This is a genomic window from Pseudomonas sp. C2.3V (genome assembly GCF_058536325.1).
The window spans coordinates 154,536-178,568 of record NZ_JBZUBN010000001.1 but is presented as its reverse complement, the minus strand read 5'-3'; the positions used below and the strand labels follow the sequence as shown (position 1 = coordinate 178,568).

The window sequence follows — 24,033 nt, the reverse complement described above, 5'->3', positions numbered from 1 at the left end:
CCTCTACAAACGTTGCCAACAACGCCGTTACGACCGGCGAGTAACGGTTAGCAACCACTCATCACTATTGAATCAACTTCCGCGATAACCAGCCGATGGCATGGCACCCTTTCGAAGAGACAGGATGCCATGTCCACAATAACCGACCGACTCGCCACCTCGCTGAACGTTGCCTTCCAACCGCCATCCACTTCGCCTTCATCTGCCACTTCTGCAGACACTGACACCTCTACGACGTCTGTGGAAAAGAGCGGGAAAACCGATCAAGGCCTGACACTCAAGCATGGGCCTGCTGGTAGTGGTGAGGTTCAAAGCGGCGGCGAGTCCGAGACCACTCTCGAAAAGCTGAAAAAGACCATCAAGGATCTGGAAAAGCAGTTGCAGCAGGCCCAGAAAGAGTTGCAACAAATCCAAGCCAGCAACGCTTCCGAAGAAGAAAAACAAGTACGGATACAGGCGGTACAAACTCAGATCAGCAGCCTGAGCGCCGCGCTGCAACAGGCCTATGCGGCGCTGCTGCAAGCCACCAGCGGCAGCACAGGCTCCGTTGTCAGCACAACGGCCTGATCACTACAGCCAGTCGCGGAACTTGAACCAGGCATATGGAATGATGGCCGATACCACCATGGCTACCAAGGCGAGGGGATAACCGAAGTGCCAGCTCAGTTCGGGCATGTTTTCAAAGTTCATCCCGTACACCGTACCGACCAGCGTGGGCGGCAGGAACAGAACGGCGGCAATCGAGAACACCTTGATGATGCCGTTCTGCTCGATATTGATCAGGCCCAGGGTGGCATCAAGTAGAAAGCTGATTTCGTTGTTCATGCGGTTCTGGTAGTCCCCCAGCGAGCGGGAGTCACGCTCGACGGTTTTCATCCAGGCTTTGGCTTCACGACAGATCCACTCGCTGGCGGCTCGGCGCAGGTAGCTGAGCAATCGATTGATGCCCAGAAGGCTATCGCTCAACCGGGCCAGCAACAGGCTGCTGCGCCCCAACTGCTTCAGAATGGATTGCAGATCCGACTTGGGCGCCTTGGGCCCTTCGTCATCAGGCTTGGGCTCCCGGAAAATGGCATTGGCCAGCCGGTTATGATGGGCCTGAACCGATTCGAGAATATCGGCAATCCGGTCGACCAGGCTGTCGAGCAGCGAGATGAAAATGGTATCGCTGCGCTTGTGCAGTCCGGGGTGCTGGCTGAGCTTGGTGCGAAAGGCACGAAAGGCTGATAGCTCGGCGTAACGCACCGTTACCAGCCACTCGGGCGTCAAAACAAAGTTGAGCACCGAAGCCGTCGGCTGGTGTTCGCTGAATCCGCTGACGACCGTTGTCGTCATGTGCAGGGCCCGCTCACTCTCGTACAGACGGGACGACTCTTCGATTTCGGCCATCTCTTCCCGGGTCGGAATGTTTACCGCCAGGCTCTTTTCCAGGAACTGCTCTTCCTCATCGGTAGGCGATAAAAGATCGATCCACAAGGCATCCTGAGGGAAAGGCTCGTCGGGCGTAATGGTCTTAGGGGTTAACATACCGTTAACGAGGGTGTAGCAGGTAATCATTGCTGCTTGAACTCCATTATCTGCCAGTGACTGGCATCAACTGTCCTGAGTGAACCAATACCATGTCTGACCATGATGACAACGAAGAATCCTTTGTCGAATCCCATCTGATCTCGGCGATCGAGAACCAGTTGGCGGCCGGCGAACCGCCTTTTACACAGGCCGTCTTCAATAAACTGACCCTGGTAGGGCACGAACGTGAGGAAATCGTCCACCTGATGGCGATTGTGCTGGCCAACGAGATCGAAACCATGATGACCGAAGACCGCCCCTTCGACACGACCCGCTACGAACAATTGCTGCGGGCGCTGCCGGATTTACCGGAAACCGGTGCGGACGTGGAGTAGCGCAGAGCGAACCGCCCACCGGTGGTTTTGGACAGGCGGTAGCGTCCAGCGAGACGAACGCACTGTGAACCAGTCGTACTTTATGGGTACGACTGGTACGCTTGCGGCTTAGCTATGGACCCGTCATGACCCGTTTCCCTGACCTTCAACTGGATGACGACGAGGGCATTGATCGCAAAGCCCTCAAGCAGGTACGCGCGCGCTTTCTGACCATCAACACTGGTCGCCTCGTTCGCGCTCTGGAAGGCCTGCCCAGCCGACAGCAGCCGGTATTGACCCTGCTGCCCCTGTTGCTGCACGTCAACCATCCCATGCTGCCGGGCTATGTCTCGGCCAGTACGCCGGCCGGCCTGACCGGCTTTGAGCCGACGGACGAGCAGCTGGCAGAAGCCCGTCGCCTTGCCCGCTCGTTTGCCTATAAGCCCGCACGTACACATCGGGACGAGCCGCTGCATGGCCTTTACCTTATGGGCAGCCTGGGCACCCTAACCCAGGCCGACAGCAGCGACCTGGATATCTGGCTCTGCCATGCCCCCGGCATGAGTGCACAGGCGCTCGCCGAGTTGCAGCGCAAGTGCGCCCTGCTTGAAACCTGGGCGGCCTCGCTCAATGCCGAGCTGCATATCTTTCTGATTGACGCCGACCAGTTCAGCCAGGGCCAGCGCCCGGGGCTCCTGACGTCGGACGATTGCGGTACGGCGCAGCACTTTCTGCTACTCGACGAGTTCTATCGCACCGCCATCTGGCTAGGCGGCCGTACGCCTTTATGGTGGCAGGTGCCGGTCGCTCAGGAGGAGAGCGACTACGAAGGCTTTACCCAGCGACTATTGCACCATCGCTTCATCAAGGCGCGCGAGGTACTGGATTTCGGCCATATCGACCACATCCCTCCAGGCGAATACATTGGCGCCGGGCTGTGGCAACTATTCAAAGGGATCAGCTCGCCCTACAAATCAGTCCTGAAACTCATGGTGACCGAGCTGTACGCCTGCGAGCACCCGCACACGGTCACGCTCAGCCGACGCCTCAAACAGCTGGTCCATTCGGGCGTCACGGATCTCGATCAGGTCGATCCCTATAGGCTGGTGTACCAGCGCCTGGAAGAATATCTGCTCCTGCGCGGCGACCTGGATCGGCTCGAACTGGTCCGTCGTTGCCTGTACCTCAAGGTTGGCAAGCCCCTGAGCCGTCTGCCCCGGCAGGGCCGCAAGAGCTGGCAACGTCTGCTGATGGAAAAGCTGACCCAGTCCTGGGGCTGGGATGAGCATATGCTGCGCAAGCTGGACGAGCGCCAGGGCTGGAAGGTAGATGACGTCAGCGCCGAGCGTCGGATTCTGGTCAATGCCCTGACTCACAGCTACCGCTTCCTGGCGCAGTTCGCCCAGCAACAGCAGGTTGAAAGCCACCTCGCCCCGCGCGACCTGAGTATTCTGGGGCGCCGCCTGTATGCGGCGTTCGAGCGCAAGGCGGGCAAAATCGACTTTATCAACCCGGGCATTGCGCCAGACCTGGCCGAGGAGTTTGTGACCCTAGTGCAGGAAGAGCGCCCCTTTGGCGAGCGCCGCCGCCCGTGGTCATTGCACCGTGGCAACGTGACGGCAGAAGAGTGCCATTCGCACTCCCCACTCAAGCGCACCTGGGAACTGGCCGAGCTGCTGGCCTGGTGTCGCTACAACGGCATTATCGACAATGCCACCCGCCTTACCTTACATGCCGGCGAGAGCGACCTTACCCCGTTCGAACTCAACAACCTGATCCAGAGTTTCCAGCAGAGCTTCAACGACCGACCGGACACCGTACCGGAAGCCGTCCTGCTTCGTCCGGCCGCGCCTCGCGAGGTGTTGCTGCTGATCAACGTAGGGATCGATCCGCTCTACCAGCACAGTCAGCGCAATGTCTACCTCACCAGCGATCGTATCGACGCCCTGGGCTACGCCGGGATGCGTGAGAACCTGGTGCTGACGCTGGACCAGATCACCCTCAACAGCTGGAACGAACTGTACGTCAACCGTTTCGAAGGGGCCAATGCCCTGCTCGACTGCTTATGCGCCTACTTCAACAGCCTGCCCTCTGGCGATCAGGAGTCATTGCCTCGCCTGTCGATACGCAGCTTTTGCCGGAACCGGGCACCGCTGATCGTAGAACGCGTGGAAGCAGTGTTCGACGAAGTCCGCACGGCCATGCTGCGTGAGCACAAGACGCGCTACCTGCTCCAGATCCAGCAGCGTTTCCACATGCTCGAGCTGCGCGAGGGCAAGCTGAGCCATACGCCACTGGCCGACCGGGATTCGCTGTTGCTGCACCTGTCCGCTCCAAAGCAGGAATGGACGCCCCTGAGCCTGGACCCCCATGCGTTGGAGGGTGACGAACTCGGCCTTATCCTGCCGCTGGGCCGTACCGGCAGCATTCAGGTGTTTTATCGACAGGAAGGTGAAACGGCACGTGTCTACGTACTGGATGAGCACAACGCCCTCTGGTCACAGCGCTTGCCTTTCCATGATGAGCATACGCTGCTGGCCCCCCTGCAGCGTTTCCTGCATTCCATTCACCGCCGGCAGAGTGCCCAAGTGCCCCTGGAGGCCAGTCGGGTACCGCTGGCTGAGATGCACTATTTCCAGGTCCTGCCCCCAGCACCTCAACGGGCGCGGCATCTGGAGCGGCGACAGATTGATCTGCCCCTGGAAACGGTGCCGTACTATGCGGTTCAGGCCATTGTGACCGCCACCAAGGCCGGGCGCCGCCTGGTAACCTTATACTGCGATCACCGTGAGTTTTCCGAGCTCGACTACGGCCCACGGCTGTACCAGGAGGTGGCACGCCATATCCTGGCGCGCCGCCGTACCGGAGAACGTTACCGCTGCTACCTGACGGATCTGGATCTTCTGCACGTGCCTGGCGAGCCTCGCCCGCACACCCTAGCCTACCTGAGGCTTAAGGCAGAGCTGGAAGAGGCGCTCAACCAAGCATTCATGGCAGTCTGATCAGTAGCCGACTGCTTTGGCCGTCGGCTCCAGCTCCAGTAGCGACAGGTGCAGCGTTTTCCCGCCGGGTGCCGTGCACTCAACGCGCTGACCTACCGTCTGGCCCAGCAGTGCACTGCCCACGGGCGTCAGCACGGATACGGTGCCTTCTTCCCGGGCTTCGTTGGGATACACCAGACGCAGGTGGTACTCCTTGCCGCTGCCTTCTTCGCGGCAATGCACTTGGGAATGCATGGTCACAACACCTTCCGCCTCATCAGGCGGCACCACCTTGGCGCGCTCCAGCTCCTCTTCGAGCGCCTCGGCAGCCGGGCCGAATTCCTCAAGGCTATCGAGCAGGCGGTCGAGCTGCTGGTAGTCAGTCTGCGTAATGATGGGCTGAGCGATCTGGCGCATGATGCCTCCTTTGGCGGCTGGATGTCGGAAACGCGCTTGCAGCAGCGGCTGCAGGCGGCGCTTCGAGGTACTGAACAGCATGTCTCATGCCGAAACGGATGCCGCACGGGCGGCGTTGGGAGTGCAGCCCTTCGGCTGCGGATGGCCTGACCGTAACACAGGGATCAGGGTAGACGGAACCACCGGTCAGCCAGTGTTGGATCGATGGTCCCTGCGCGCCTGTGCGGTCAGAATAATGGCCCGACGCGCTTCGGCTGACGCTTCGCCCCAGGCCAGAATCTCATCCAGCGTGCGGCCGCAGCCCAGGCAGATATCGTGATCGTCCAGGCAACAGCGCCGAACGCAGGGCGAGGGCACCGATTCGGCGTCCTCGCCTGATGACGCAGGATCAGAGCTGGCTGAAATCGAGCTCATCGCCCGTCTGCTCGCGAATGACACGGGTCAGCAGTTCGCCCAGCGGCTCCTGAGTGCTGTCGCAGATCCACCGGTTGCCCGCCTCGTCATAATCGAAGTGATAGCCGCCCGAGCGGGCCGCCACCCAGAGCTGCCGTAGCGGAGGCTGACGACTCAGAATGACCTGACTGCCGTTTTCCAGGCGAATCGTGAGGACACCGGCGCTGTTCTCCAGATCCAGGTCCAGATCGCTGTCGTCGAGGATGTCTTCGACCGCCTGCTGGGTAGTATCGACAAGATCGTGGAAGCGGGCTTCGCTCAGACTGCTCATGGGATTCCTTGAATCGGTATTGAAAAAACTTCGACGTTACCCCGGCGACCGCCCCTCGTCCAGTCGCAAAGAGGGCTGCACCGCCCAGGCCTGTCAGGCACGCGCGGCGTTACATAGGCAAGGGGGCAGGTGCCGGGTATACTCCGGGTCAATCATGCTTTTCAAAGGATTCGCCATGAAGCGCCTTTCCCTTGCTCTAATTGCTTTCGCATGCCTGCTGGCAGGCTGCGGCCAAAAAGGTGACCTGTACCTTCCGGACGATGAAAAAGCGGCTCACGAGCATCGCCACGACACGTTCTGACCAGGGAGCCTTCCATGGAGTCATTTACATCCCGCGCAGGTAGCCTGCATGCGGAAGGTGTGCCGCTGAGCGCTATTGCAGAGCGCTTCGGCACGCCCACTTACGTGTATTCCCGGGCACACATCGAGGGCCAGTACCGCGCCTATACCGATGCGCTGGCCGGGCTGCCCCATCTCGTCTGCTTTGCTGTCAAGGCCAACTCCAACCTGGGCGTTCTCAACGTCCTGGCGCGGATGGGTGCAGGGTTCGACATCGTGTCCCGTGGCGAGCTGGAGCGTGTACTGGCCGCTGGCGGCGAAGCCGCCAAGGTGGTGTTCTCCGGGGTCGGCAAGACCCGAGACGACATGCGCCGCGCGCTGGAAGTCGGCGTGCACTGCTTCAATGTGGAGTCCCGGGTGGAGCTTGAGCGCCTGCAGGAAGTCGCCGCCGAAATGGGCCGCAAGGCACCCGTCTCGCTGCGGGTGAATCCTGATGTGGATGCCGGTACCCACCCGTACATCTCCACCGGCCTCAAGGAAAACAAGTTTGGTATCGATATCGCCGAGGCCGAGGCCGTATACGCTCGCGCAGCGGAGCTGCCAAACCTTCAGATCATCGGAGTGGACTGCCACATCGGCTCCCAGCTCACCACGCTCGAGCCGTTCATCGATGCGCTGGATCGTTTGCTGGCACTGATTGACCGCTTGGCCGAGCGTGGCATCACAATCCGTTACCTGGACCTCGGTGGCGGCCTGGGCGTGCGTTACCGCAACGAGGAGCCGCCTCTGGCGAGCGATTACATCAAGGCGATCCGCGAGCGCATTGCCGGACGGAATATTGCTCTGGTTTTCGAGCCCGGCCGCTTCATCGTGGCCAATGCCGGCGTGCTGCTTACGCGTGTGGAATACCTCAAGCACACCGAGCACAAGGACTTCGCCATTATCGATGCAGCCATGAACGACCTGATCCGTCCGGCCTTGTATGAAGCCTGGATGGACGTCGTGCCCGTGACGCCTCGCGATGGCGAGACCCGTGCCTATGATCTGGTCGGCCCGATCTGCGAGACCGGCGACTTCCTGGCCAAGGGCCGGGATCTGGCGCTGGCCGAAGGTGATCTGCTGGCGGTCTGCTCTGCAGGCGCTTATGGCTTTACCATGAGTTCGAATTACAACAGTCGCGGTCGTGCGGCTGAGGTGCTGGTAGATGGCGAGCAGGCCTTCGAGGTGCGCCGCCGTGAGACGGTCGAGGAACTCTATGCAGGCGAAAGCCGGCTACCGGAGTGACCTCTCATGCTATTGCGGTTTACCAAGATGCACGGGCTTGGCAATGATTTCATGGTCCTTGACCTGATTAGCCAGCACGCGCATATCCAGCCCAAGCACGCCCGCCAGTGGGGCGATCGGCACACGGGGGTCGGCTTCGATCAGCTCCTGATCGTCGAAACGCCAAGCAACCCGGATGTCGATTTCCGCTATCGGATTTTCAACTCCGATGGCTCAGAGGTCGAGCAGTGCGGCAATGGTGCGCGCTGCTTTGCCCGCTTTGTCTTCGACAAGCGTCTGACGGTCAAGAAAGTTATCAAGGTCGAGACCAAAGGCGGCATCATCGAGCTGCGGCTGCGTAACGACAATCAGGTGACGGTCGACATGGGGGCGCCGCGCCTTGAGCCCAGGCAGATCCCATTCGAGGCCGACGCCGAGGCGATCAGCTACCCGGTACAGGTCGAGGGCCGTACCGTCGAACTTGCAGCGGTGTCCATGGGCAACCCCCACGGCGTCCTGCGGGTCGACAATGTCGATACCGCGCCAGTGCATGAACTCGGCCCCAAACTTGAGCATCATCCCCGTTTTCCGAACCGGGCCAATATCGGTTTTCTCCAGGTCATCGATGAACACCGGGCGCGCCTGCGCGTCTGGGAGCGCGGTGCCGGTGAAACCCAGGCCTGCGGGACCGGCGCCTGTGCAGCCGTGGTTGCGGGTATTCGCCAGGGCTGGCTAAATTCGCCTGTACAGATCGAGCTGCCTGGCGGCCTGCTCGATATCGAATGGGCCGGCCCCGGCAAGCCGGTGCTCATGACAGGACCCGCCGTCCGTGTATACGAAGGCCAGGTACGTTTATGACAGACCAAACGCCCCCGCTCGATGCCGATCAGGTTGCGGCCTGGCTGGAACAGCATCCGGACTTCTTTGCAGACCGCGAGGACCTGCTGGCCGAGATGCGCATTCCGCACCAGCGCGGCACGGCGGTCTCCCTTGTGGAGCGCCAGCTGGGTCTGCTGCGCGACCGCAACGTCGAAATGCGTCATCGGCTGGCGCATCTGATGGATGTGGCTCGTGATAATGACCGGTTGTTCGATAAAACCCGCCGTCTCGTGCTTGATCTCATGGATGCCAATACATTGGAAGATGTGATCAGCACAGTCGAAGACAGCTTGCGCCATGAGTTCAAGGTGCCTTATGTAGGGCTGATTCTGTTCCACGAATCGCCCTTGCCGGTAGGCCGCAGCGTGACCAGCGCCGAGGCGCACCAGTGTATTGGTGGACTGCTGTCGGGCGGCAAGGCGGTCAGCGGGGCGTTGCGCTCACATGAACTGAAATTCCTGTTTGGCGAAGCCGCGCAGGACGAGGTTGGATCGGCCGCGGTTGCACCCTTGATTCACCAAGGCATGCATGGCGTACTTGCCATTGGTAGTCCTGATCCACAGCATTACAAGAGCTCGCTAGGCACGGTATTTCTAACCCATGTGGCGGAAGTGCTGTCTCGTGCCTTGCTGCGCTTCCCCACTCCGCTTCGTTCGGTACGCTGACATGGAAGAACGCCTCGACGCTTACTGCCAACACCTACGCAGCGAGCGTCAGGTGTCGGTCCATACTCTCGATGGTTACCGCCGTGATCTGCTCAAACTCTTGGCGTTTTGCCGTGAGGAGCAACTTACCGACTGGAGCAGCCTCGATGCGCGTCGGCTGCGCGCCCTGATTGTTCAGCTGCACCGCAAGGGGCAGTCCAGCCGCAGTCTTTCCCGTCTGCTCTCAGCTATCCGGGGCTTTTATCAGTACCTCATTCGCGAGGGGATCTGCCAGCATGATCCCGCCAATGGTGTCAGTGCACCCAAAGGCCAGAAACAGCTACCCAAGAACCTCGACGTGGACCGCACCACACAGCTCCTGGATGGCGCTGTAGAGGATGACTTCATTGCCCTGCGCGACCAGGCGATGCTTGAACTCTTCTACTCCTCTGGTCTGCGCCTGTCCGAGCTGGTCGGGCTGGATATTGTCGACCTGGACCTTAAAGATGGCCTGATCAGCGTTCGCGGCAAAGGCAACAAGCGGCGTATCGTCCCGGTGGGCAGCAAGGCGCGGGAGGCTATGGAACGCTGGCTGCCGCAACGCGCCCTGGCCGCCCAGGATGATGCTGTGTTCATCGGTCAGAGCGGCCGACGCCTCACGCCAAGAGCGATTCAGCTGCGCGTCCGTGAAGCGGGCGTACGCGAACTGGGCCAGCACCTGCACCCGCACATGCTGCGCCATAGTTTTGCCAGTCATATGCTGGAAACTTCCCGTGACCTGCGCGCCGTACAGGAGTTGCTGGGCCACGCGGACATCGCCACGACCCAGATCTATACCCATCTGGATTTCCAGCACCTGGCACAGGTCTATGATGATGCCCATCCACGTGCCAAGCGAAAAACAGAATCCACATGACTATCCGCCTGATTACCTTCGATCTCGATGACACCCTCTGGGATATAGCACCGGTCATCCACAGCGCCGAAGATGCGCTTCGTACCTGGATGGAAGCCGAGGCATCACGGCTGGGACCGGTTCCGGTTGAGCACCTGTGGCAGATCAGGGATCGGCTCCTGGAGCGCGACCCCGGCCTCCGGTACCGCGTCAGCGAACTGCGTCGCCGCGTCATTCATGGGGCCTTGCAGGATGCCGGTTACGAAGAACCTGAGGCCGGGCAGCTGGCCGAAGCCGGTTTCGCCATCTACCTGGCTGCTCGTCAGCAGGTCACCCTGTACGAGGATGTGCACGAGACGCTGGAACAGCTATCGCTGCGCTATGACCTGGGCGTACTGACCAATGGCAATGCCGATGTTCACGAGATCGGCCTGGCTGACTATTTCCGTTTTGCCCTGTGCGCAGAAGAGCTGGGTATCGGCAAGCCCGACCCGCATCCCTTCAACGAAGCGCTACGCCGGGCAGGCGTGACCGCCGATACGGCGGTGCACGTAGGCGATAACCCTGTCGATGACATTCAGGGCGCTCAGCAGGCCGGGCTACGGGCCATCTGGTTCAACCCTACAGGCAAGCCTTGGTCTGGTAAAAATGCACCGGATGCCGAGATCCGCAGCCTCAACGAGCTCCCCGCGGTACTGGAGCGCTGGAACTAACCGACACGGTGGATCAGTCCTGATCGAACGACTGATCCATCACCAGTGCAGGTTGTTCGTGGCGTGGCGTGCCAACCGGTCGGGCCGGGTTGCCGACCACGGTGGTATGCGGTGCGACCGGCTTGAGCACGATGCTGCCCGCCCCGACCTTGGCTCCTTCGCCAATTTCGATGTTGCCCAGAATCTTCGCGCCGGCGCCGATCATCACGCCACGCCGCACCTTGGGATGCCGGTCACCACACTCCTTGCCCGTCCCGCCGAGGGTGACCGCCTGCAGAATGGACACGTCATCCTCGACCACCGCCGTCTCGCCAATCACGATCCCGGTACCATGATCAAGCATGATGCCCTGCCCGATACGGCTGGCCGGATGGATGTCTACAGCCAGCATCTCGTTACAGCGAGCCTGGATATAAAGCGGCAGCATGCGGTTCCCGTCGAGCCAGAGCCGATGTCCGAGGCGGTAGGCCTGGATCGCCAGGAAGCCCTTGGAAAACAGGAAAACCTCCAACGGGGTATCGAAGGCAGGATCGCGTGTAACAGTGGCCTCAAGGTCAGCCCAGGCGCTCTCGATCAGCGAGGGATGCTCCTGCTGCACGCTCACGAAACGCGCGTGCAGCATCTGCCGCTGCACCACATCGACGGTAAGCGTTCGGCTCAAGCGAAATGCCAGGGCACTCCCCAGCTCTTTCTGCTCCAGAATGGATTCGGTCAGCCAGGGCTCCAGGGCGCGCTCCTGGACAATGGCACTGGAGGCAAGGTCACGCAGGCTCTGCCAGCGCGCCTGAAGGGTTGGGGTTGAGGTCATCGGTATGAAGTCTTCCTGCAAATGGACTGCACAGGATAATGTCCACGCCAGAATCCGCCACCCATAAAAAACCCGCCATACAGGCGGGTTTTAAAATCATATCGGGCGGCTGCCGTACTTGCTGTCAGGCTTTTTAGGCGGGTCAGCAACAACATTCGCGTCGATCTCCTGCACTTTACCGCCACGGGCCAGAAACTCTTCCATGGCCTTGGCGAGCGCATCACGCTCCTTCTGCTTGGCCTCGATGGAGGGCAACTCCTCGGGCTCGGCTTCTTTTTTCTTCTTCCCTTTGCCTGCAGCAGGTTCTTCCGCCTCGGCACTGTCGTCGACTTCTACATCGGGCTCGTCTGCAGCCGCAGCAAAGTCCTCGGTATCGTCATCATCAGTGGACTCGATATCGTCCTGTTCCAGCTCTTCATCACTCATAAAAAACCCTCGAAAACCAGGTTAGTTACTGACCAGCCGCGAGTTTGACGTGGCTGCTCAAGAAAAATTCATGCTGGCATACCCTGCAAGGTAGCCATTATCCGACGAGCGCCGCCATGGTCACGGTGCTCACCCAGGTAAATCCCCTGCCACGTCCCTAGCGCCAGCCTTCCGGCCTGCACGGGTATGGTCAGGCTGCAGCCCAGAAGGCTGCTCTTGAAGTGTGCCGGTAGATCGTCCGGCCCTTCGTAATCGTGTTCGTACCCTGGCACGTTCTGCGGCACGAGCTGGTTGAAGAACCGTTCGAAATCGCGACGCACCGCGCTGTCGGCATTTTCATTGATCGTCAATGAAGCCGACGTGTGCTGCAGCCACAGGTTGAGCAGCCCGATCTGACAGCTTTTCAGTTCGGGCAAAGCCGATTCCACCTCGTCCGTGATGAGATGGAATCCACGGCTTCGGGCGCGCAGCGTGATCTGTCGCTGATGCCACATGGCGGACTCCTAGGCTTGCTGGGCGCGCATTCTAGCGCGGCTTTCGAAAAAACAAAGAGGCTCTTTAAAGCTGACGTTCAGACCGGGGCTACGAGCGGGTGTTCCGGGCAATAACGCACGAAAAATGACTTTCTTTCGCGCATACGAAAAGAGCGCCCGAAGGCGCCCTTTTTTGACCGACAAACGGTAGCCGGCTCGCTATTACATATTGTAACCACGCTCATTGTGCAGCGTCAGGTCCAGACCCACGGTCTCTTCCTCATCGCTGACACGCAGGCCCATGACCATGTCGATCACCTTCAGGATGACGAAGGTCAGGATGCCGGTATACACCAGTGTGAACAGCACGCCCTTGAGCTGAATCCACAGCTGGCCGCCAATATCGGTCACGGTGCCGAAGCCGCCTAGAGCCGGTGCTGCGAAGATACCGGTCAGCAGCGCGCCCACGATACCGCCGACACCATGCACACCAAAGGCGTCCAGGGAATCGTCATACCCAATCTTGCGCTTGAGGCTGGTGGCGCAGAAGAAACAGATCACACCCGCGACCGCACCGATGATCAGCGCACCCATCGGGCCGACTGTACCGGCAGCCGGAGTAATGGCCACCAGACCGGCAACCACACCCGAGGCAATCCCCAGGGCGCTGGGCTTACCGTGGGTGATCCATTCAGCAAACATCCAGGCCAGAGCTGCCGAGGCGGTTGCGATCTGGGTGACCAGCATCGCCATGCCGGCAGTGCCGTTTGCCGCAACGGCGGAGCCTGCGTTGAAACCGAACCAGCCCACCCACAGCATGGCAGCGCCGACCAGGGTATATCCCAGGTTGTGCGGTGCCATCGGGGTGGTCGGGTAGCCCTTGCGCTTGCCCAGCACCAGGGCAGCCACGAGCCCGGCAATACCGGCGTTGATGTGAACCACGGTGCCGCCAGCAAAATCCAGCACGCCCCAATCCCACATCAGGCCACCGTCACCGCTCCACACCATGTGGGCGATCGGTGCATAGACCAGGGTGAACCACACACCGGTAAAGACCAGCATGGCAGAGAACTTCATGCGCTCGGCGAACGCACCTACGATCAGCGCCGGGGTGATGATCGCAAAGGTCATTTGAAAGGTGACGAAAATGCTTTCGGGGAACAGCGCAGCCGCACCTGTCAGCCCATCATGGGTAATGGAACTCAGGAAGGCCTTGCCGAAACCGCCGATAAATGAATTGAAATTGGTTACGCCTTTTTCCATGCCTGTGGTATCGAAGGCAAGGCTATAACCGTAGATCATCCAGAGAATACTGATCAGGCCGGTAATGGCGAAACACTGCATCATCACTGACAGGATGTTCTTGGCACGAACCATGCCGCCATAAAACAGCGCCAGGCCCGGAATGGTCATGAAAAGCACGAGTGCTGTAGACACCAGCATCCATGCCGTATCGCCGCTATTCAACGTCGGCTCCGCTGCTGCTTCCTGAGCCATGGCAAGGCTCGGCATAGCGAGGGACAAAAGGGCTCCTAGCCCTGCGTACTTGCGCAGAGTCATGATGTTCTCCTGGGGCTTTGGGGGTATGGAGTACGGTGTTTTTTAAATAGCGTCGGTATCGGTTTCGCCGGTCCGGATGCGGATGGCTTGTTCCAGATTTACAACGAAAATCTTGCCGTCACCGATCTTGCCAGTGTTGGCTGCCTTGGTAATGGCCTCGATGACACGGTCGAGCTGGTCATCGGCAATGGCGACGTCGATCTTCACCTTGGGCAGGAAGTCGACAACGTATTCGGCGCCACGGTATAGCTCCGTGTGCCCCTTCTGGCGACCGAAACCCTTGACCTCGGTGACGGTAATGCCTTGAACGCCGATCTCGGACAATGACTCGCGGACGTCGTCGAGCTTGAACGGCTTGATGATGGCGGTGACTAGTTTCATGAACTTCTCCCGAAAAGTGGACTTGCCCCAGGAACGAACCCCGTCTCAAGTCTAAGCGCAGTCTGTGGCTTTGTAACGTCGCCCCGCTCTAAAACGGTTCGCCGCCACCCTCGCCCGCCTACGAAGCAATCACCGCTTCGCTTCCGCATCCCTGGTGCGTGATGCCTCTGTCATAACGGCTAAAGCAGAAACCTTGCCATTTCGTGCAAAGCCGCATGGCGCAACGCCTCTATGCGCTTCGGTTGAATGAGATAGCGTCCATTTCACAGCAGATCGCACCATCCTGGCGCACAGTGCCCGGAAGAGGTGCCCAAAAAATGTGCAGATGCCCGGCATCCTGGCGCTGGAAAGGAGCGTGATACACTGGTCCACACACTTTTTAATGGATGAAGCGTATGTTCCCACCCAAAGCGCTACTCGACTCCCTGACCCAACAAGCCAGCCGCCTGTTCGGAGAAGGCTCGCCCCGTGCCGATATCGAAAACCAGTTCAAGGCACTGATGCAGAGCGGATTTAGCAAGCTCGATCTGGTTAGCCGTGAAGAATTCGACACCCAGATGCTGGTCCTTGAACGCACCCGCGCTCGCCTTGAGGCCTTGGAAGCTCGCCTGGCCGAATTGGAAGGCCAGGGCAAAGAGCCTGCTGCTGCCGCCCAGCCTGCACAGGACGCACCGACATCAGCCAAAATGGCTTTCCAGAACAACAAAACGGAACCCACCCCGCCGACCGCCGAATAACCCGGCCGGCGGGACACTGATCAAGGAGTGATCATGTCCCTCGCCATCGTTTGTAGCCGCGCCCAGGTGGGCGTGGAAGCCCCCTGTGTCACTGTAGAAGCGCATCTGGCCAACGGTCTGCCCGCATTGACCCTGGTCGGCCTGCCGGAAACCGCCGTCAAGGAGAGTAAGGATCGCGTGCGTAGCGCCATCCTCAATTCAGGCTTCGACTTTCCGGCACGCCGCATCACCCTAAACCTTGCCCCTGCCGACCTGCCCAAGGATGGTGGCCGCTTCGATCTGGCCATTGCCCTTGGCATTCTGGCGGCCAGTGCGCAGCTACCTGCGGATGCCCTGGCCGATATCGAATGCCTGGGTGAGCTGGCGCTCTCCGGTGCACTGCGCCCCGTCCAGGGCGTATTACCCGCAGCGCTTGCCGCACGGGAAGCCGGACGCACACTGATCGTGCCCCATGAAAACGCCGAGGAAGCCAGTCTGGCTGGCGGGCTTAAAGTCATCGCGGTGGGCCATCTGCTGGAGATCGCAGCGCACTTTACCGGGCAGACGCCCCTTACGCCGTACGAGGCCCAGGGGCTGAGACGGCAGGAGCAACCCTACCCCGACCTTGTTGACGTGCAGGGCCAAGTGGCTGCCAAACGCGCCCTGGTGGTTGCAGCGGCAGGCTCGCACAACCTCTTGCTGGCAGGCCCGCCCGGGACCGGAAAAACCCTGCTGGCCAGCCGCCTGCCCGGTCTGCTGCCGCCCCTGAATGAATTCGAAGCCCTGGAAGTGGCTGCGATTCATTCGGTCGCCAGCCACACGCCCATGGCTCACTGGCCGCAGCGGCCATTCCGGCAGCCGCATCACTCGGCCTCGGGCCCCGCCCTGGTGGGTGGCGGCAGTCGCCCTCGCCCGGGCGAAATCACTCTGGCGCATCAAGGCGTGCTGTTTCTGGACGAGCTGCCCGAATTTGACCGTAAGGTGCTGGAAGTCCTGCGCGAGCCGCTGGAAAGTGGCGAGATCGTGATTTCCCGCGCCCGGGACCGTGTCCGCTTTCCGGCCCGCTTCCAACTGGTCGCCGCCATGAACCCCTGCCCATGCGGCTATCTGGGTGATCCGGCCGGCCGCTGCCGTTGCTCGCCCGATCAGGTACAACGTTATCGTGGTAAACTTTCCGGCCCACTGCTGGACCGGATCGACATGCATATCACCGTCGCCCGGGAAAGTGTGCGTCTGGGCGGCCCTGACACCAAGAACGATTCCGGCCGCCTTACAACGCAACAGGCTGCCGAACAGGTCGCCGCCGCCCGTGAGCGGCAACTGGCTCGCCAAGGGGTGGCGAATGCCTTTCTGGATTTGCGTGCCTTGCACCAACACTGTGCATTGACGGCAGACGACCAGCGGTGGATCGAGAGCGCAGGTGAACGGCTGGGGCTGTCCCTGCGCGCCCTGCACCGAGTGATCAAGGTGGCACGTACGTTAGCCGATCTTGCAGCAGAGCCGCAGATTTTGCGGTCTCATCTGGCTGAAGCATTGCAGTACAGACCCGCGAGTGCCTGAGGTGACCTGAGCGACAACCACCTCGTGTTTCAATGCCGACCCTCGGAGCGGGTCGGCTAGGCACTCCTTTGCAGCCACCTTGGCGCCGACAGAAAAGGAGAAAGTGCCTGATGGCCACCGAAAGCCAATCACCACCTACCCGTACCCTCAATCCCCCGGTTTTCTGGGGCTCGACCTTGCTCATTCTTATCCTGGTCATCTATGCCAGTGCCTTTCACGAGAGCGCGCAAAGCGTCTTTGGTCTCATTCAGTCCTGGATCATTACGAACGTCAGCTGGTTCTACATTCTGGCGGTGGCGCTGATCCTCTTGACCGTAGTCTTTCTGGGCGTCAGCCGTTATGGCGACATCAAGCTCGGCCCGGACCACAGCGAGCCGGACTACAGCAGCACGACCTGGTTTGCCATGCTGTTTTCGGCGGGCATGGGGATCGGCCTGATGTTCTTTGGCGTGGCCGAGCCGGTCATGCACTTCCTGTCGCCGCCCACTGGCCAGTCTGGCACAGTGGACGCCGCCCGTGAGGCGTTGATCATCACCTTCTTCCACTGGGGCCTGCATGCCTGGGCTATCTACGCCATCGTGGCGCTGATCCTCGCGTACTTCAGCTTCCGTCACGGGCTGCCGCTAACGCTGCGCTCGGCCCTTTATCCTCTCATTGGTGAACGTATCTACGGGCCAATCGGCCATGCGGTGGATATTTTCGCCATCCTGGGTACCGTCCTGGGGGTGGCAACATCCCTGGGCTTTGGCGTCGCGCAGATCAATACCGGTCTCAACTACCTGTTTGGCCTGGAAGTGTCGGTACCGGTGCAGATCGGCCTGATTATTGCGACTACGGCCCTGGCGACCCTATCGGTAGTTACCGGCCTGGACAAGGGGGTTCGTCGCCTGTCGGAGCTGAACCTGGGACTGGCCGTGCTGCTGCTCCTGATGGTGCTGGTCCTGGGGCCCACCGTGTTCATTCTGCAAACCTTTGTGCAGAATACCGGTGGCTACCTGACCGAGATTGTCAGCCGTACCTTTAACCTCTATGCCTATAAGCCCAACGACTGGATCGGCGGCTGGACGCTGTTCTACTGGGGCTGGTGGCTGGCATGGTCGCCTTTCGTGGGTCTGTTCATTGCCCGCATCTCCCGCGGCCGCACGATCCGCGAGTTTGTCTCCGGGGTGCTGCTGGTACCGGCCGGCTTTACGCTGTTCTGGATGACCGTATTTGGTGATACTGCCATTCACATGATCTCCTGGCAGGGCATTACGTCACTAGGCGATGCCGTGAACAAAGACAGCTCCCTGGCGCTGTTTGCCTTCCTCGAGCATTTCCCCTTTGCGTCGGCTATTTCCATGGTAGCCATCATCATGGTTGTGGTGTTCTTCGTAACATCGGCGGACTCCGGCGCGATGGTGGTCGACATGCTCGCCTCCGGCGGCATGGACAAGACGCCGGTCTGGCAACGAGTCTTCTGGGCGGCCTCCATGGGCGTCGTGGCGATTGCGCTGCTCCTGGCCGATGGTCTCAAGGCCCTGCAAACAGCCACGATTGCCACGGCGCTACCCTTTACCATCGCACTGCTCTGTTCGATGTGGGGCCTACTCAAGGCGCTCAAGCTCGATGCCACCAAACGGGGCATCCGCTACCAGGCGCTGAATATCTCCCGCCCTGCGCCTCGTTCAGCCGGTGGCTGGCAGCGTCGCCTGCGTAATCTGGCCATGTTCCCGCGTCGTACCCACGTGGTGCGCTTCATCGGGGAGGTGGTCAAGCCTGCGTGTGAATCTGTTGCTGAAGAGCTCCGTAAGCAGAGCTATCTGGTTAGCGTAAAGGATGGCGACGATGGCCGGGTACGTATTGAGGTCGGTCCTGAGGAGAACCCTGAGTTCGTGTATGAGGTTCGCCCGCGCGCGTATGCCATGCCGAGCTTTGTCATGGGGGACACACAGAGCGACCAGAACGAGCGCGAGGATCGCAAATACTTCCGTGCCGATGTGCACCTGAAGGAAGGCGGTCAGGATTATGACGTGATGGGCTGGAGCCGGGACGACGTGATCGGCGACATCCTGGATCAGTACGAGCGGCATATGCACTTCCTGCATATCGTTCGCTGATCGTTACCCATAAAAAAGCCGGTGCCTCTGCACCGGCTTTTTTGTGCCTGCTACCGCACGATCAGCTGAAGCGGTTCACTTCATGGCTCAGCTCTTCCGCCAGACGCTTGAGCTCATAGGCCGTGCTGGCCAGCTCTTCCGCCGCTTCACGCTGGGAGGCGTTATCGACGGCAATGGTCTGGATGTTGCGGCTCAGGGCGGTCGCTGTGCTGCTCTGCTCCTGGGTGGCCTGGGCAATGCTGGTGAACTGCTCCACGGCCTGATCGATCTGCGCTTCAATACGCTGCAGGGCCTGGGCAACGTCACCGTTAAGCGACAAACCTTGCTGCATCAGGCGGTTGCCTTCATCGATAGAGCTCATGGCGCGGTTGGTTTCTTCCTGCACCGAACCGATCATCTCAGAGATTTCACGCGTTGCCTGACTGGTACGGCCGGCCAGACTGCGAACCTCGTCAGCCACCACGGCAAAGCCACGGCCCTGCTCACCTGCTCGCGCAGCCTCGATGGCGGCGTTAAGCGCCAGCAGGTTGGTCTGCTCGGCGATGCCACTGATCACGCTGATGATCCCGCCAATCTGCTGGGAACGCTCGCCCAGGTTATTGACCACGGTAGCCGTCGTGCCCAGCGATTGGGCGATCTGCTCCAGCGCTTTCGAGGCAGCACGCATGGAGGCCGTACCGTTACGAGTCTCAGCGGCGTTTTCGTTAGTCAGCTGCTCGGTTTTACGCATGCTGTCGGCAATGTTCTGTGCAGTGGCGCTGAACTCTTCTACGGCGCTCGCCATGCTGTCGATCTGGGAAGACTGCTCGGCCGAACGGCGCTGGGTAGCACCGGACAGGGTGCTCAGCTGATCTGAACGGCTGGTTACGTCATGAGAAGAATGACGTACACGATCTACCGTGTTCGACAGGGCTTCAGCCATCTGGTTGAAGCTGTGGGAAAGCTTGCCGATTTCATCGTGGCTTTCAACCTTCAGACGGACACTCAGTTGGCCTTCGCCCAGAGCCTGGGCCTGTTTGACGAGGTGCCCCAGTGGTTTCAGCTTGTGGCGCAGCATCAGTACAGAAGCCAGGATAGCGAGAACCAGTGCCAGTACACTACCAAACGCCAGTTTAAGGCCTACGTTCCAGAGCAGTTCCTGTTCTTCAGCGACAGGTACCGTTGCGACCACTTTCCAGTTATCACCCGGTACGGGGACGACAACACTTTGGAATGCTTGCTTGTCATCTTCCCAGTCGATGAAATCATCTTTCTTGGCCATGTCGATGGCAGCCAGCGCCGCATCAGGCGCTGCAGTACCGGCAGGAGCGATCAGCCATTTGTTCTGCTCATCCAGAATGGCCAGAGAACCTTCGCGGCCAATCCGGAACGCCGCCAGGCTATCGAATTGCTTTTTCTGAGCCTCGGTGTAATCAAAACCGACATAAAGCACAGCAATAAGCTCACCCGAAGCATCACGCACCGGTGTGTATTGGTTCATATAGTTACGGCCAAACAATACGGCGCGTCCTACATATTGCTGGCCATTGAGCAGCTTTTCATAAGCCGGATGCTTATGGTCTAGCTGCGTACCAATAGCACGCGAGCCATCTTCTTTTTTAACTGACGTAGTTACACGAATGAATTCATTGCCATCGCGAACAAAAACAGTAGCGGCACCGCCCGTCAGCGTGGTGAATTCATCAACCAGGGTAAAGTCGCCGTTCAAGCGGGCGCCTTGTAGATGAAGCACAGGCGTCGAGGCACTGCCAACAGTAACCCGCTCGTTAGTGTCACGTGTAAGACCTGCGCCGAAACGCCGCTCAAACAGTCCAGCCAGACGCTGCGTGCTGATTTTCAGCGTATCGTGAAAGGTATTGAGCTGATTGGCCAGCAGCTTACCTTCACCCGTCAGGTGATGATGGTGACTTTCCTCAGTGGAAACACTCAGGGAGCGCAACGCAAACAATCCACTTCCTGTGATAACCACAACCAATATGACCGTCAGAGCAAGCGCAAGCTGCCCGGCGATACCGAAACGACGTCCCGACATGGGGGTATTCTCCTCAAGAACACCAGCATTCCCCGACTGGCATTCGCGTTAGGTTGGCTTTGACGACCTGAGATGCTGTACACGCAAGGCCCTCTTCGGGGCGAATCTTCTAAGTCGGTCGTTTGATTATCGGCGGGTTGTGAGACAACTTGACCCATCAGCACGATGGGCGTCGGGATGTTCCTTATGAGTGGTAGGTCACATTAGGTAAGGTCATGGCGTTGACCTCAGCCAGAAGAAAATCCCTCAGTAGAGAGAAACGCTTCGGGTTGCGTCGAGCCTTGGGCCATACCAGGTAATACGCCTCACCACTCGCCACCGCTGTAGGCCAGGGGAGCGCCGTCCGCCCAAGCTGAAGATCCTCCGAGACCATTACCAGGTCTCCAATGGATACCCCATACCCGCGGGCAGCGGCCGCCATTCCAAGCTCTAACGTATCGAATACCTGTCCGCCTCTGATCGGTATGTCGTCCGACAGCGCCATAGCTTGAAGCCAGCGACGCCAATCGCGACGATCGGGCGTGGGATGCAGCAGCTCGGTCTCCCGCAACCGCTGTACATCCCAGGGACCCTCCGCTGCGGCTTCAGGCGAGCAAACTGGAATCAGCCATTCCTGAAACAACAAGGCGCTTTCCCACTCTTCCGGGAAACGACCGTGGCTCAGCAGCACCGCACAATCGAAGGGTTCGTGGATGAAGTCGACATGATCACTGTCCATCCAGGCACTGGTCAGCTGCACTTCGATCCCCTCATTCGCCTGCCGAAAGCGGGACAGTCGCGCCAGCAACCAGCGCAGGGACAACGTGGAGGGTGCCTTGAGCCGGAGCGCACCTTCGTCCACCGACAACACGGAGCACGCCCGGCCCAAGGCCTCGAAACCTTCGCTGATGCCCGGCAGCAACAGTTTGGCTGGCTCCGTAAGGGTCAGCTGCCGTCCCGAGCGCTCGAACAGTCGACACCCAAAATGGGCCTCCAGGGTGCGGATATGTCGGCTCACGGCGCTCTGGGTCAGTGAAAGCTCCTGCGCGGCACGCGTGAAAGACGAATGCCGGGCCGCCGACTCAAAGGCGCGCAAGGCATAAAGCGGAGGAAGACGAGTCGACTCAGACATGATTAAAACTCATGGCAGGCAGGTTTATTTTCGGTTTGTGGGCCAGCCCAAGTGTACCCACAATCACCCTGTCTTTCTGCCTGCCTGGCAGACGTCTTCTCTGCCTTTGTGAGTCTGACTCATTCATGACCCTGCTACGTACCGAATTGTCCGCGCTGGCTCGTCTGGCCGTTCCACTGATTACCGCCCAGCTGGCCTACGTGGCCATGGTCTTTACCGACACGGTCATGATGGGCCGCATCGGCCCCAAGGCGCTGGCCAGTGGAGGACTAGGGGCCGCCACTTATTCCTTCGTGACGGTGGTTTGCGTGGGGATCATCGCCGCGGTCGGTAATCTGGTGGCAATCCGGCACGGTCAAGACGATACCGAGGGCGTAACAGAGGTCGCCTGCGCGGGCGTCTGGATCGCCTTGGGCCTTGCATTGATCGCCGGGCTTATCCTCTGGAGTCTGGAGCCTGCGCTGCTGGCCTTGGGGCAGGCTCCGGCGACAACAGGCGAAGCCATGGGCTTTATCCACGCCGTAAGCTTTGCCCTGCCCGGCTATCTGGTGTTCATGTCCCTGCGCGGCTTTACCAGCGGTATCGGCCGCCCCGGGCCAGTGATGTCGATTGCTATTGGCGGCGCACTGGCCAACCTGGTGCTCAACCTGGCCTTTATCGAAGGCTGGATGGGTCTGCCGTTTCTTGGTTTGAAGGGTATCGGCCTGATCACGGCACTGGTCATGACCGTCATGGCACTGGCCATGGCACTGACCATCCGGGCACGCAGTGCCTATGCAGCCTACCCGATCGCGCGGAAACTGCTCAGCCTCAACCGGGGCGCTATCAGCGAAACCCTGCGCCTGGGCCTGCCCATCGGCGGCACCTATGCCGTCGAGACCGCCCTGTTTGCCGCCGCTGCCCTGTGCATGGGCGCGCTGGGAAGCACTCAGCTCGCCGCGCACCAGATCGCCAATCAGCTGGTGTACGTTGCCTTCATGATTCCGGTGGGGTTGGCTTATGCCTCCAGCCTGCGGGTCGGGCTGCACTTTGGTGCGGGCCGGTTTGCGGAATCACGTCTGGCTGGCCGTATCGGCATTACCGTTGGCGCCACCTGCATGCTGGCCGTCGCCATTGCATTCTGGCTCATGCCGGAGACCCTGGTGGGTCTGTTCATTGATCGGGACGACCCTGCCGGCCGCACCGTTATGGCATTGGCCGTAAGCCTGCTGGCGATCGCCGCTTGGTTTGAATTTTTCGATGGCATTCAGGGCATCGCCTCGGGCGCGCTGCGGGGTATCCGGCAGGCTCGCCAGGCCATGTTGCTCGGCCTGGTTTGCTACTGCTGTGTGGGAATTGTCTCAGCCTGGCTCTTAGGGCTGGTATTAGGCTTTGATGCTCGTGGCGTCTGGTGGGGGATGGCTCTGGGTCTGGCCTGCGCAGCGGTTGCGCTCACCTGGGCCTTCGAGCGGCATATGCGGGGTCTGCTCTGCCATAAGAACGTCGAATCGCCTGCGGAAAAACAATGGGCTACCCAGAGTTAAGCGCGCCTTTCCGAGAATTGCCAGTCATGGCAGCCGCGGTGACACGCGGTCCGCTCAGTACCAGCCAAGGACCAGTGCCGAGACGGCCAGATAACGCGCCGTCTTGGCGAAGCCGACGAGCAGGATAAAGACGGGCAGCGGTTCGCGCATAACGCCTGCTACCAGCGTCAGCGGATCGCCAATGACCGGTACCCAGCTCAGTAGCAGCGACCAACGTCCATAACGGCGATACCCCCGTTGCGCGCGTTCGAGCTGACAGGGCGAAACAGGGAACCAGCGGCGGTCCCGAAAGTGCTCGATTGAGCGCCCTAGAAACCAGTTCACCACCGAGCCCAGCGTATTACCAAGAATCGCCGCCAAGAGTAACAAGGGCACGGAATAACTGCCCTGTAATAACAACGCGGCCAGCGCTGCCTCAGACTGGGCTGGCAACAAGGTAGCAGCGGCTAGGGCAACCAGAAACAACCCGACATATACCGTCAGCTCAGCCATGCGCTCTGCCTGTTTCCACCATCTCCTGGCTCCGCTACTGTCATCCCCTCAGGCTATCGATACGGCATCGGCCAGAGGGCGGCTAAATATTTCCGGATGTTACGGAGCGCTCAGCCGTATCGGCAGTCTATGCAACGTCCACAGGTAGCGGCGAAGCGGTTTATACGCCTCAGC

General features: G+C 60.1%; 23 protein-coding genes and 3 pseudogenes. 13 read left to right on the top strand and 13 right to left on the bottom strand.

Annotation, left to right across the window (positions count from 1 at the left end; genetic code table 11):
- Positions 1–129 precede the first annotated feature (129 nt).
- Entirely contained in the window at positions 130–567 is a 438-nt protein-coding gene (locus tag AC4LF3_RS00885; protein ID WP_239383197.1) for a FlxA-like family protein, read from the top strand.
- A gap of 3 nt (positions 568–570) precedes the next feature.
- Here the strand turns inward: AC4LF3_RS00885 and AC4LF3_RS00880 are convergent, their stop codons facing one another.
- Positions 571–1,557: a magnesium transporter CorA family protein gene (locus tag AC4LF3_RS00880; protein WP_010796528.1), complete on the bottom strand. Its 987-nt coding sequence runs from the start codon at positions 1,555–1,557 to the stop codon at positions 571–573.
- A gap of 62 nt (positions 1,558–1,619) precedes the next feature.
- On the opposite strand from AC4LF3_RS00880, the gene AC4LF3_RS00875 reads away from it, so the two are divergent.
- Together AC4LF3_RS00875 and AC4LF3_RS00870 are read left to right on the top strand one after the other, a co-directional pair.
- Positions 1,620–1,904 (top strand): hypothetical protein, encoded by a 285-nt coding sequence (locus tag AC4LF3_RS00875; protein WP_219651452.1) that lies wholly within the window; start codon positions 1,620–1,622, stop codon positions 1,902–1,904.
- A gap of 125 nt (positions 1,905–2,029) precedes the next feature.
- On the top strand, positions 2,030–4,885 hold the full coding sequence (locus AC4LF3_RS00870) for a class I adenylate cyclase domain-containing protein (RefSeq protein WP_491834621.1): 2,856 nt from the start codon (positions 2,030–2,032) through the stop codon (positions 4,883–4,885).
- On the opposite strand, the gene rnk is transcribed toward AC4LF3_RS00870, so the two are convergent.
- From rnk to cyaY, 3 genes are all read right to left on the bottom strand, one after another.
- Positions 4,886–5,281, bottom strand: coding sequence for a nucleoside diphosphate kinase regulator (gene rnk, locus AC4LF3_RS00865; RefSeq protein ID WP_074821715.1), 396 nt, complete (start codon positions 5,279–5,281; stop codon positions 4,886–4,888).
- Positions 5,282–5,467: 186 nt separating this feature from the next.
- Entirely contained in the window at positions 5,468–5,695 is a 228-nt protein-coding gene (locus AC4LF3_RS00860) for a DUF1289 domain-containing protein (protein WP_219651448.1), read from the bottom strand.
- The gene (gene cyaY, locus AC4LF3_RS00855; RefSeq protein ID WP_219651446.1) at positions 5,670–6,005 is read right to left on the bottom strand and encodes an iron donor protein CyaY; all 336 of its coding nucleotides are present in this window, start codon (positions 6,003–6,005) and stop codon (positions 5,670–5,672) included. Before cyaY ends, AC4LF3_RS00860 begins: the two co-directional genes overlap by 26 nt.
- A 175-nt stretch (positions 6,006–6,180) precedes the next feature.
- On the opposite strand from cyaY, the gene lptM reads away from it, so the two are divergent.
- Genes lptM through AC4LF3_RS00825 form a run of 6 tightly spaced genes read left to right on the top strand, consistent with a single transcriptional unit; the run spans position 6,181 to position 10,678 of the window.
- The gene (lptM, locus tag AC4LF3_RS00850; RefSeq protein ID WP_010796522.1) at positions 6,181–6,306 is read left to right on the top strand and encodes an LPS translocon maturation chaperone LptM; all 126 of its coding nucleotides are present in this window, start codon (positions 6,181–6,183) and stop codon (positions 6,304–6,306) included.
- 14 nt (positions 6,307–6,320) lie between these two features.
- Complete coding sequence (gene lysA / locus AC4LF3_RS00845; protein WP_491834620.1) at positions 6,321–7,568, top strand: diaminopimelate decarboxylase; 1,248 nt, start codon at positions 6,321–6,323, stop codon at positions 7,566–7,568.
- A 6-nt stretch (positions 7,569–7,574) separates the two neighbouring features.
- On the top strand, positions 7,575–8,405 hold the full coding sequence (gene dapF, locus AC4LF3_RS00840) for a diaminopimelate epimerase (RefSeq protein ID WP_010796520.1): 831 nt from the start codon (positions 7,575–7,577) through the stop codon (positions 8,403–8,405).
- Positions 8,402–9,091: a DUF484 family protein gene (locus tag AC4LF3_RS00835; protein WP_074821270.1), complete on the top strand. Its 690-nt coding sequence runs from the start codon at positions 8,402–8,404 to the stop codon at positions 9,089–9,091. Before dapF ends, AC4LF3_RS00835 begins: the two co-directional genes overlap by 4 nt.
- A 1-nt stretch (position 9,092) precedes the next feature.
- Positions 9,093–9,986, top strand: a complete 894-nt coding sequence (gene xerC, locus AC4LF3_RS00830) for a tyrosine recombinase XerC (RefSeq protein WP_010796518.1) — start codon at positions 9,093–9,095, stop codon at positions 9,984–9,986.
- A complete protein-coding gene (locus AC4LF3_RS00825; RefSeq protein ID WP_491834619.1) occupies positions 9,983–10,678 on the top strand; it encodes an HAD family hydrolase in 696 nt (231 codons plus the stop codon). Before xerC ends, AC4LF3_RS00825 begins: the two co-directional genes overlap by 4 nt.
- A 13-nt stretch (positions 10,679–10,691) precedes the next feature.
- Here AC4LF3_RS00825 and cysE read toward each other — a convergent pair whose 3' ends face one another.
- The 5 genes from cysE to glnK all read right to left on the bottom strand — a co-directional run bounded on the left by cysE (position 10,692) and on the right by glnK (position 14,326).
- Positions 10,692–11,486: a serine O-acetyltransferase gene (cysE, locus tag AC4LF3_RS00820; RefSeq protein WP_491834618.1), complete on the bottom strand. Its 795-nt coding sequence runs from the start codon at positions 11,484–11,486 to the stop codon at positions 10,692–10,694.
- A 96-nt stretch (positions 11,487–11,582) separates the two neighbouring features.
- Positions 11,583–11,912: a dormancy-specific transcriptional regulator SutA gene (gene sutA, locus AC4LF3_RS00815; RefSeq protein WP_010796514.1), complete on the bottom strand. Its 330-nt coding sequence runs from the start codon at positions 11,910–11,912 to the stop codon at positions 11,583–11,585.
- Positions 11,913–11,980: 68 nt separating this feature from the next.
- The gene (locus AC4LF3_RS00810) at positions 11,981–12,406 is read right to left on the bottom strand and encodes a secondary thiamine-phosphate synthase enzyme YjbQ (protein WP_010796513.1); all 426 of its coding nucleotides are present in this window, start codon (positions 12,404–12,406) and stop codon (positions 11,981–11,983) included.
- 201 nt (positions 12,407–12,607) lie between these two features.
- Entirely contained in the window at positions 12,608–13,945 is a 1,338-nt protein-coding gene (locus AC4LF3_RS00805; RefSeq protein ID WP_010796512.1) for an ammonium transporter, read from the bottom strand.
- Positions 13,946–13,987: 42 nt separating this feature from the next.
- Positions 13,988–14,326, bottom strand: coding sequence for a P-II family nitrogen regulator (gene glnK, locus AC4LF3_RS00800; RefSeq protein ID WP_003096476.1), 339 nt, complete (start codon positions 14,324–14,326; stop codon positions 13,988–13,990).
- A 395-nt stretch (positions 14,327–14,721) separates the two neighbouring features.
- Between glnK and AC4LF3_RS00795 the strand changes: the two are divergent.
- From AC4LF3_RS00795 to AC4LF3_RS00785, 3 genes and pseudogenes are all read left to right on the top strand, one after another.
- Positions 14,722–14,970 (top strand): annotated as a pseudogene (locus AC4LF3_RS00795) (accessory factor UbiK family protein); the annotation flags it as partial.
- Positions 14,971–15,096: 126 nt separating this feature from the next.
- Positions 15,097–16,602, top strand: a complete 1,506-nt coding sequence (locus AC4LF3_RS00790; RefSeq protein WP_010796510.1) for a YifB family Mg chelatase-like AAA ATPase — start codon at positions 15,097–15,099, stop codon at positions 16,600–16,602.
- A 110-nt stretch (positions 16,603–16,712) separates the two neighbouring features.
- Complete coding sequence (locus AC4LF3_RS00785) at positions 16,713–18,701, top strand: BCCT family transporter (RefSeq protein ID WP_150348294.1); 1,989 nt, start codon at positions 16,713–16,715, stop codon at positions 18,699–18,701.
- A gap of 61 nt (positions 18,702–18,762) precedes the next feature.
- Here the strand turns inward: AC4LF3_RS00785 and AC4LF3_RS00780 are convergent.
- From AC4LF3_RS00780 to AC4LF3_RS00770, 3 genes and pseudogenes are all read right to left on the bottom strand, one after another.
- A pseudogene (locus AC4LF3_RS00780) lies at positions 18,763–19,326 on the bottom strand (methyl-accepting chemotaxis protein); the annotation flags it as partial.
- Positions 19,327–19,617: 291 nt separating this feature from the next.
- Positions 19,618–20,733, bottom strand: a pseudogene (locus tag AC4LF3_RS00775) (Cache 3/Cache 2 fusion domain-containing protein); the annotation flags it as partial.
- A 184-nt stretch (positions 20,734–20,917) separates the two neighbouring features.
- A complete protein-coding gene (locus tag AC4LF3_RS00770; protein ID WP_150348296.1) occupies positions 20,918–21,844 on the bottom strand; it encodes a LysR substrate-binding domain-containing protein in 927 nt (308 codons plus the stop codon).
- A 125-nt stretch (positions 21,845–21,969) separates the two neighbouring features.
- Here AC4LF3_RS00770 and AC4LF3_RS00765 point away from each other — a divergent pair, with 125 nt between their 5' ends.
- A complete protein-coding gene (locus tag AC4LF3_RS00765; RefSeq protein ID WP_491834617.1) occupies positions 21,970–23,367 on the top strand; it encodes a NorM family multidrug efflux MATE transporter in 1,398 nt (465 codons plus the stop codon).
- A 54-nt stretch (positions 23,368–23,421) separates the two neighbouring features.
- Here the strand turns inward: AC4LF3_RS00765 and AC4LF3_RS00760 are convergent, their stop codons facing one another.
- Positions 23,422–23,859: a YqaA family protein gene (locus AC4LF3_RS00760; RefSeq protein WP_010796505.1), complete on the bottom strand. Its 438-nt coding sequence runs from the start codon at positions 23,857–23,859 to the stop codon at positions 23,422–23,424.
- Between the last annotated feature and the right edge of the window lie 174 nt (positions 23,860–24,033).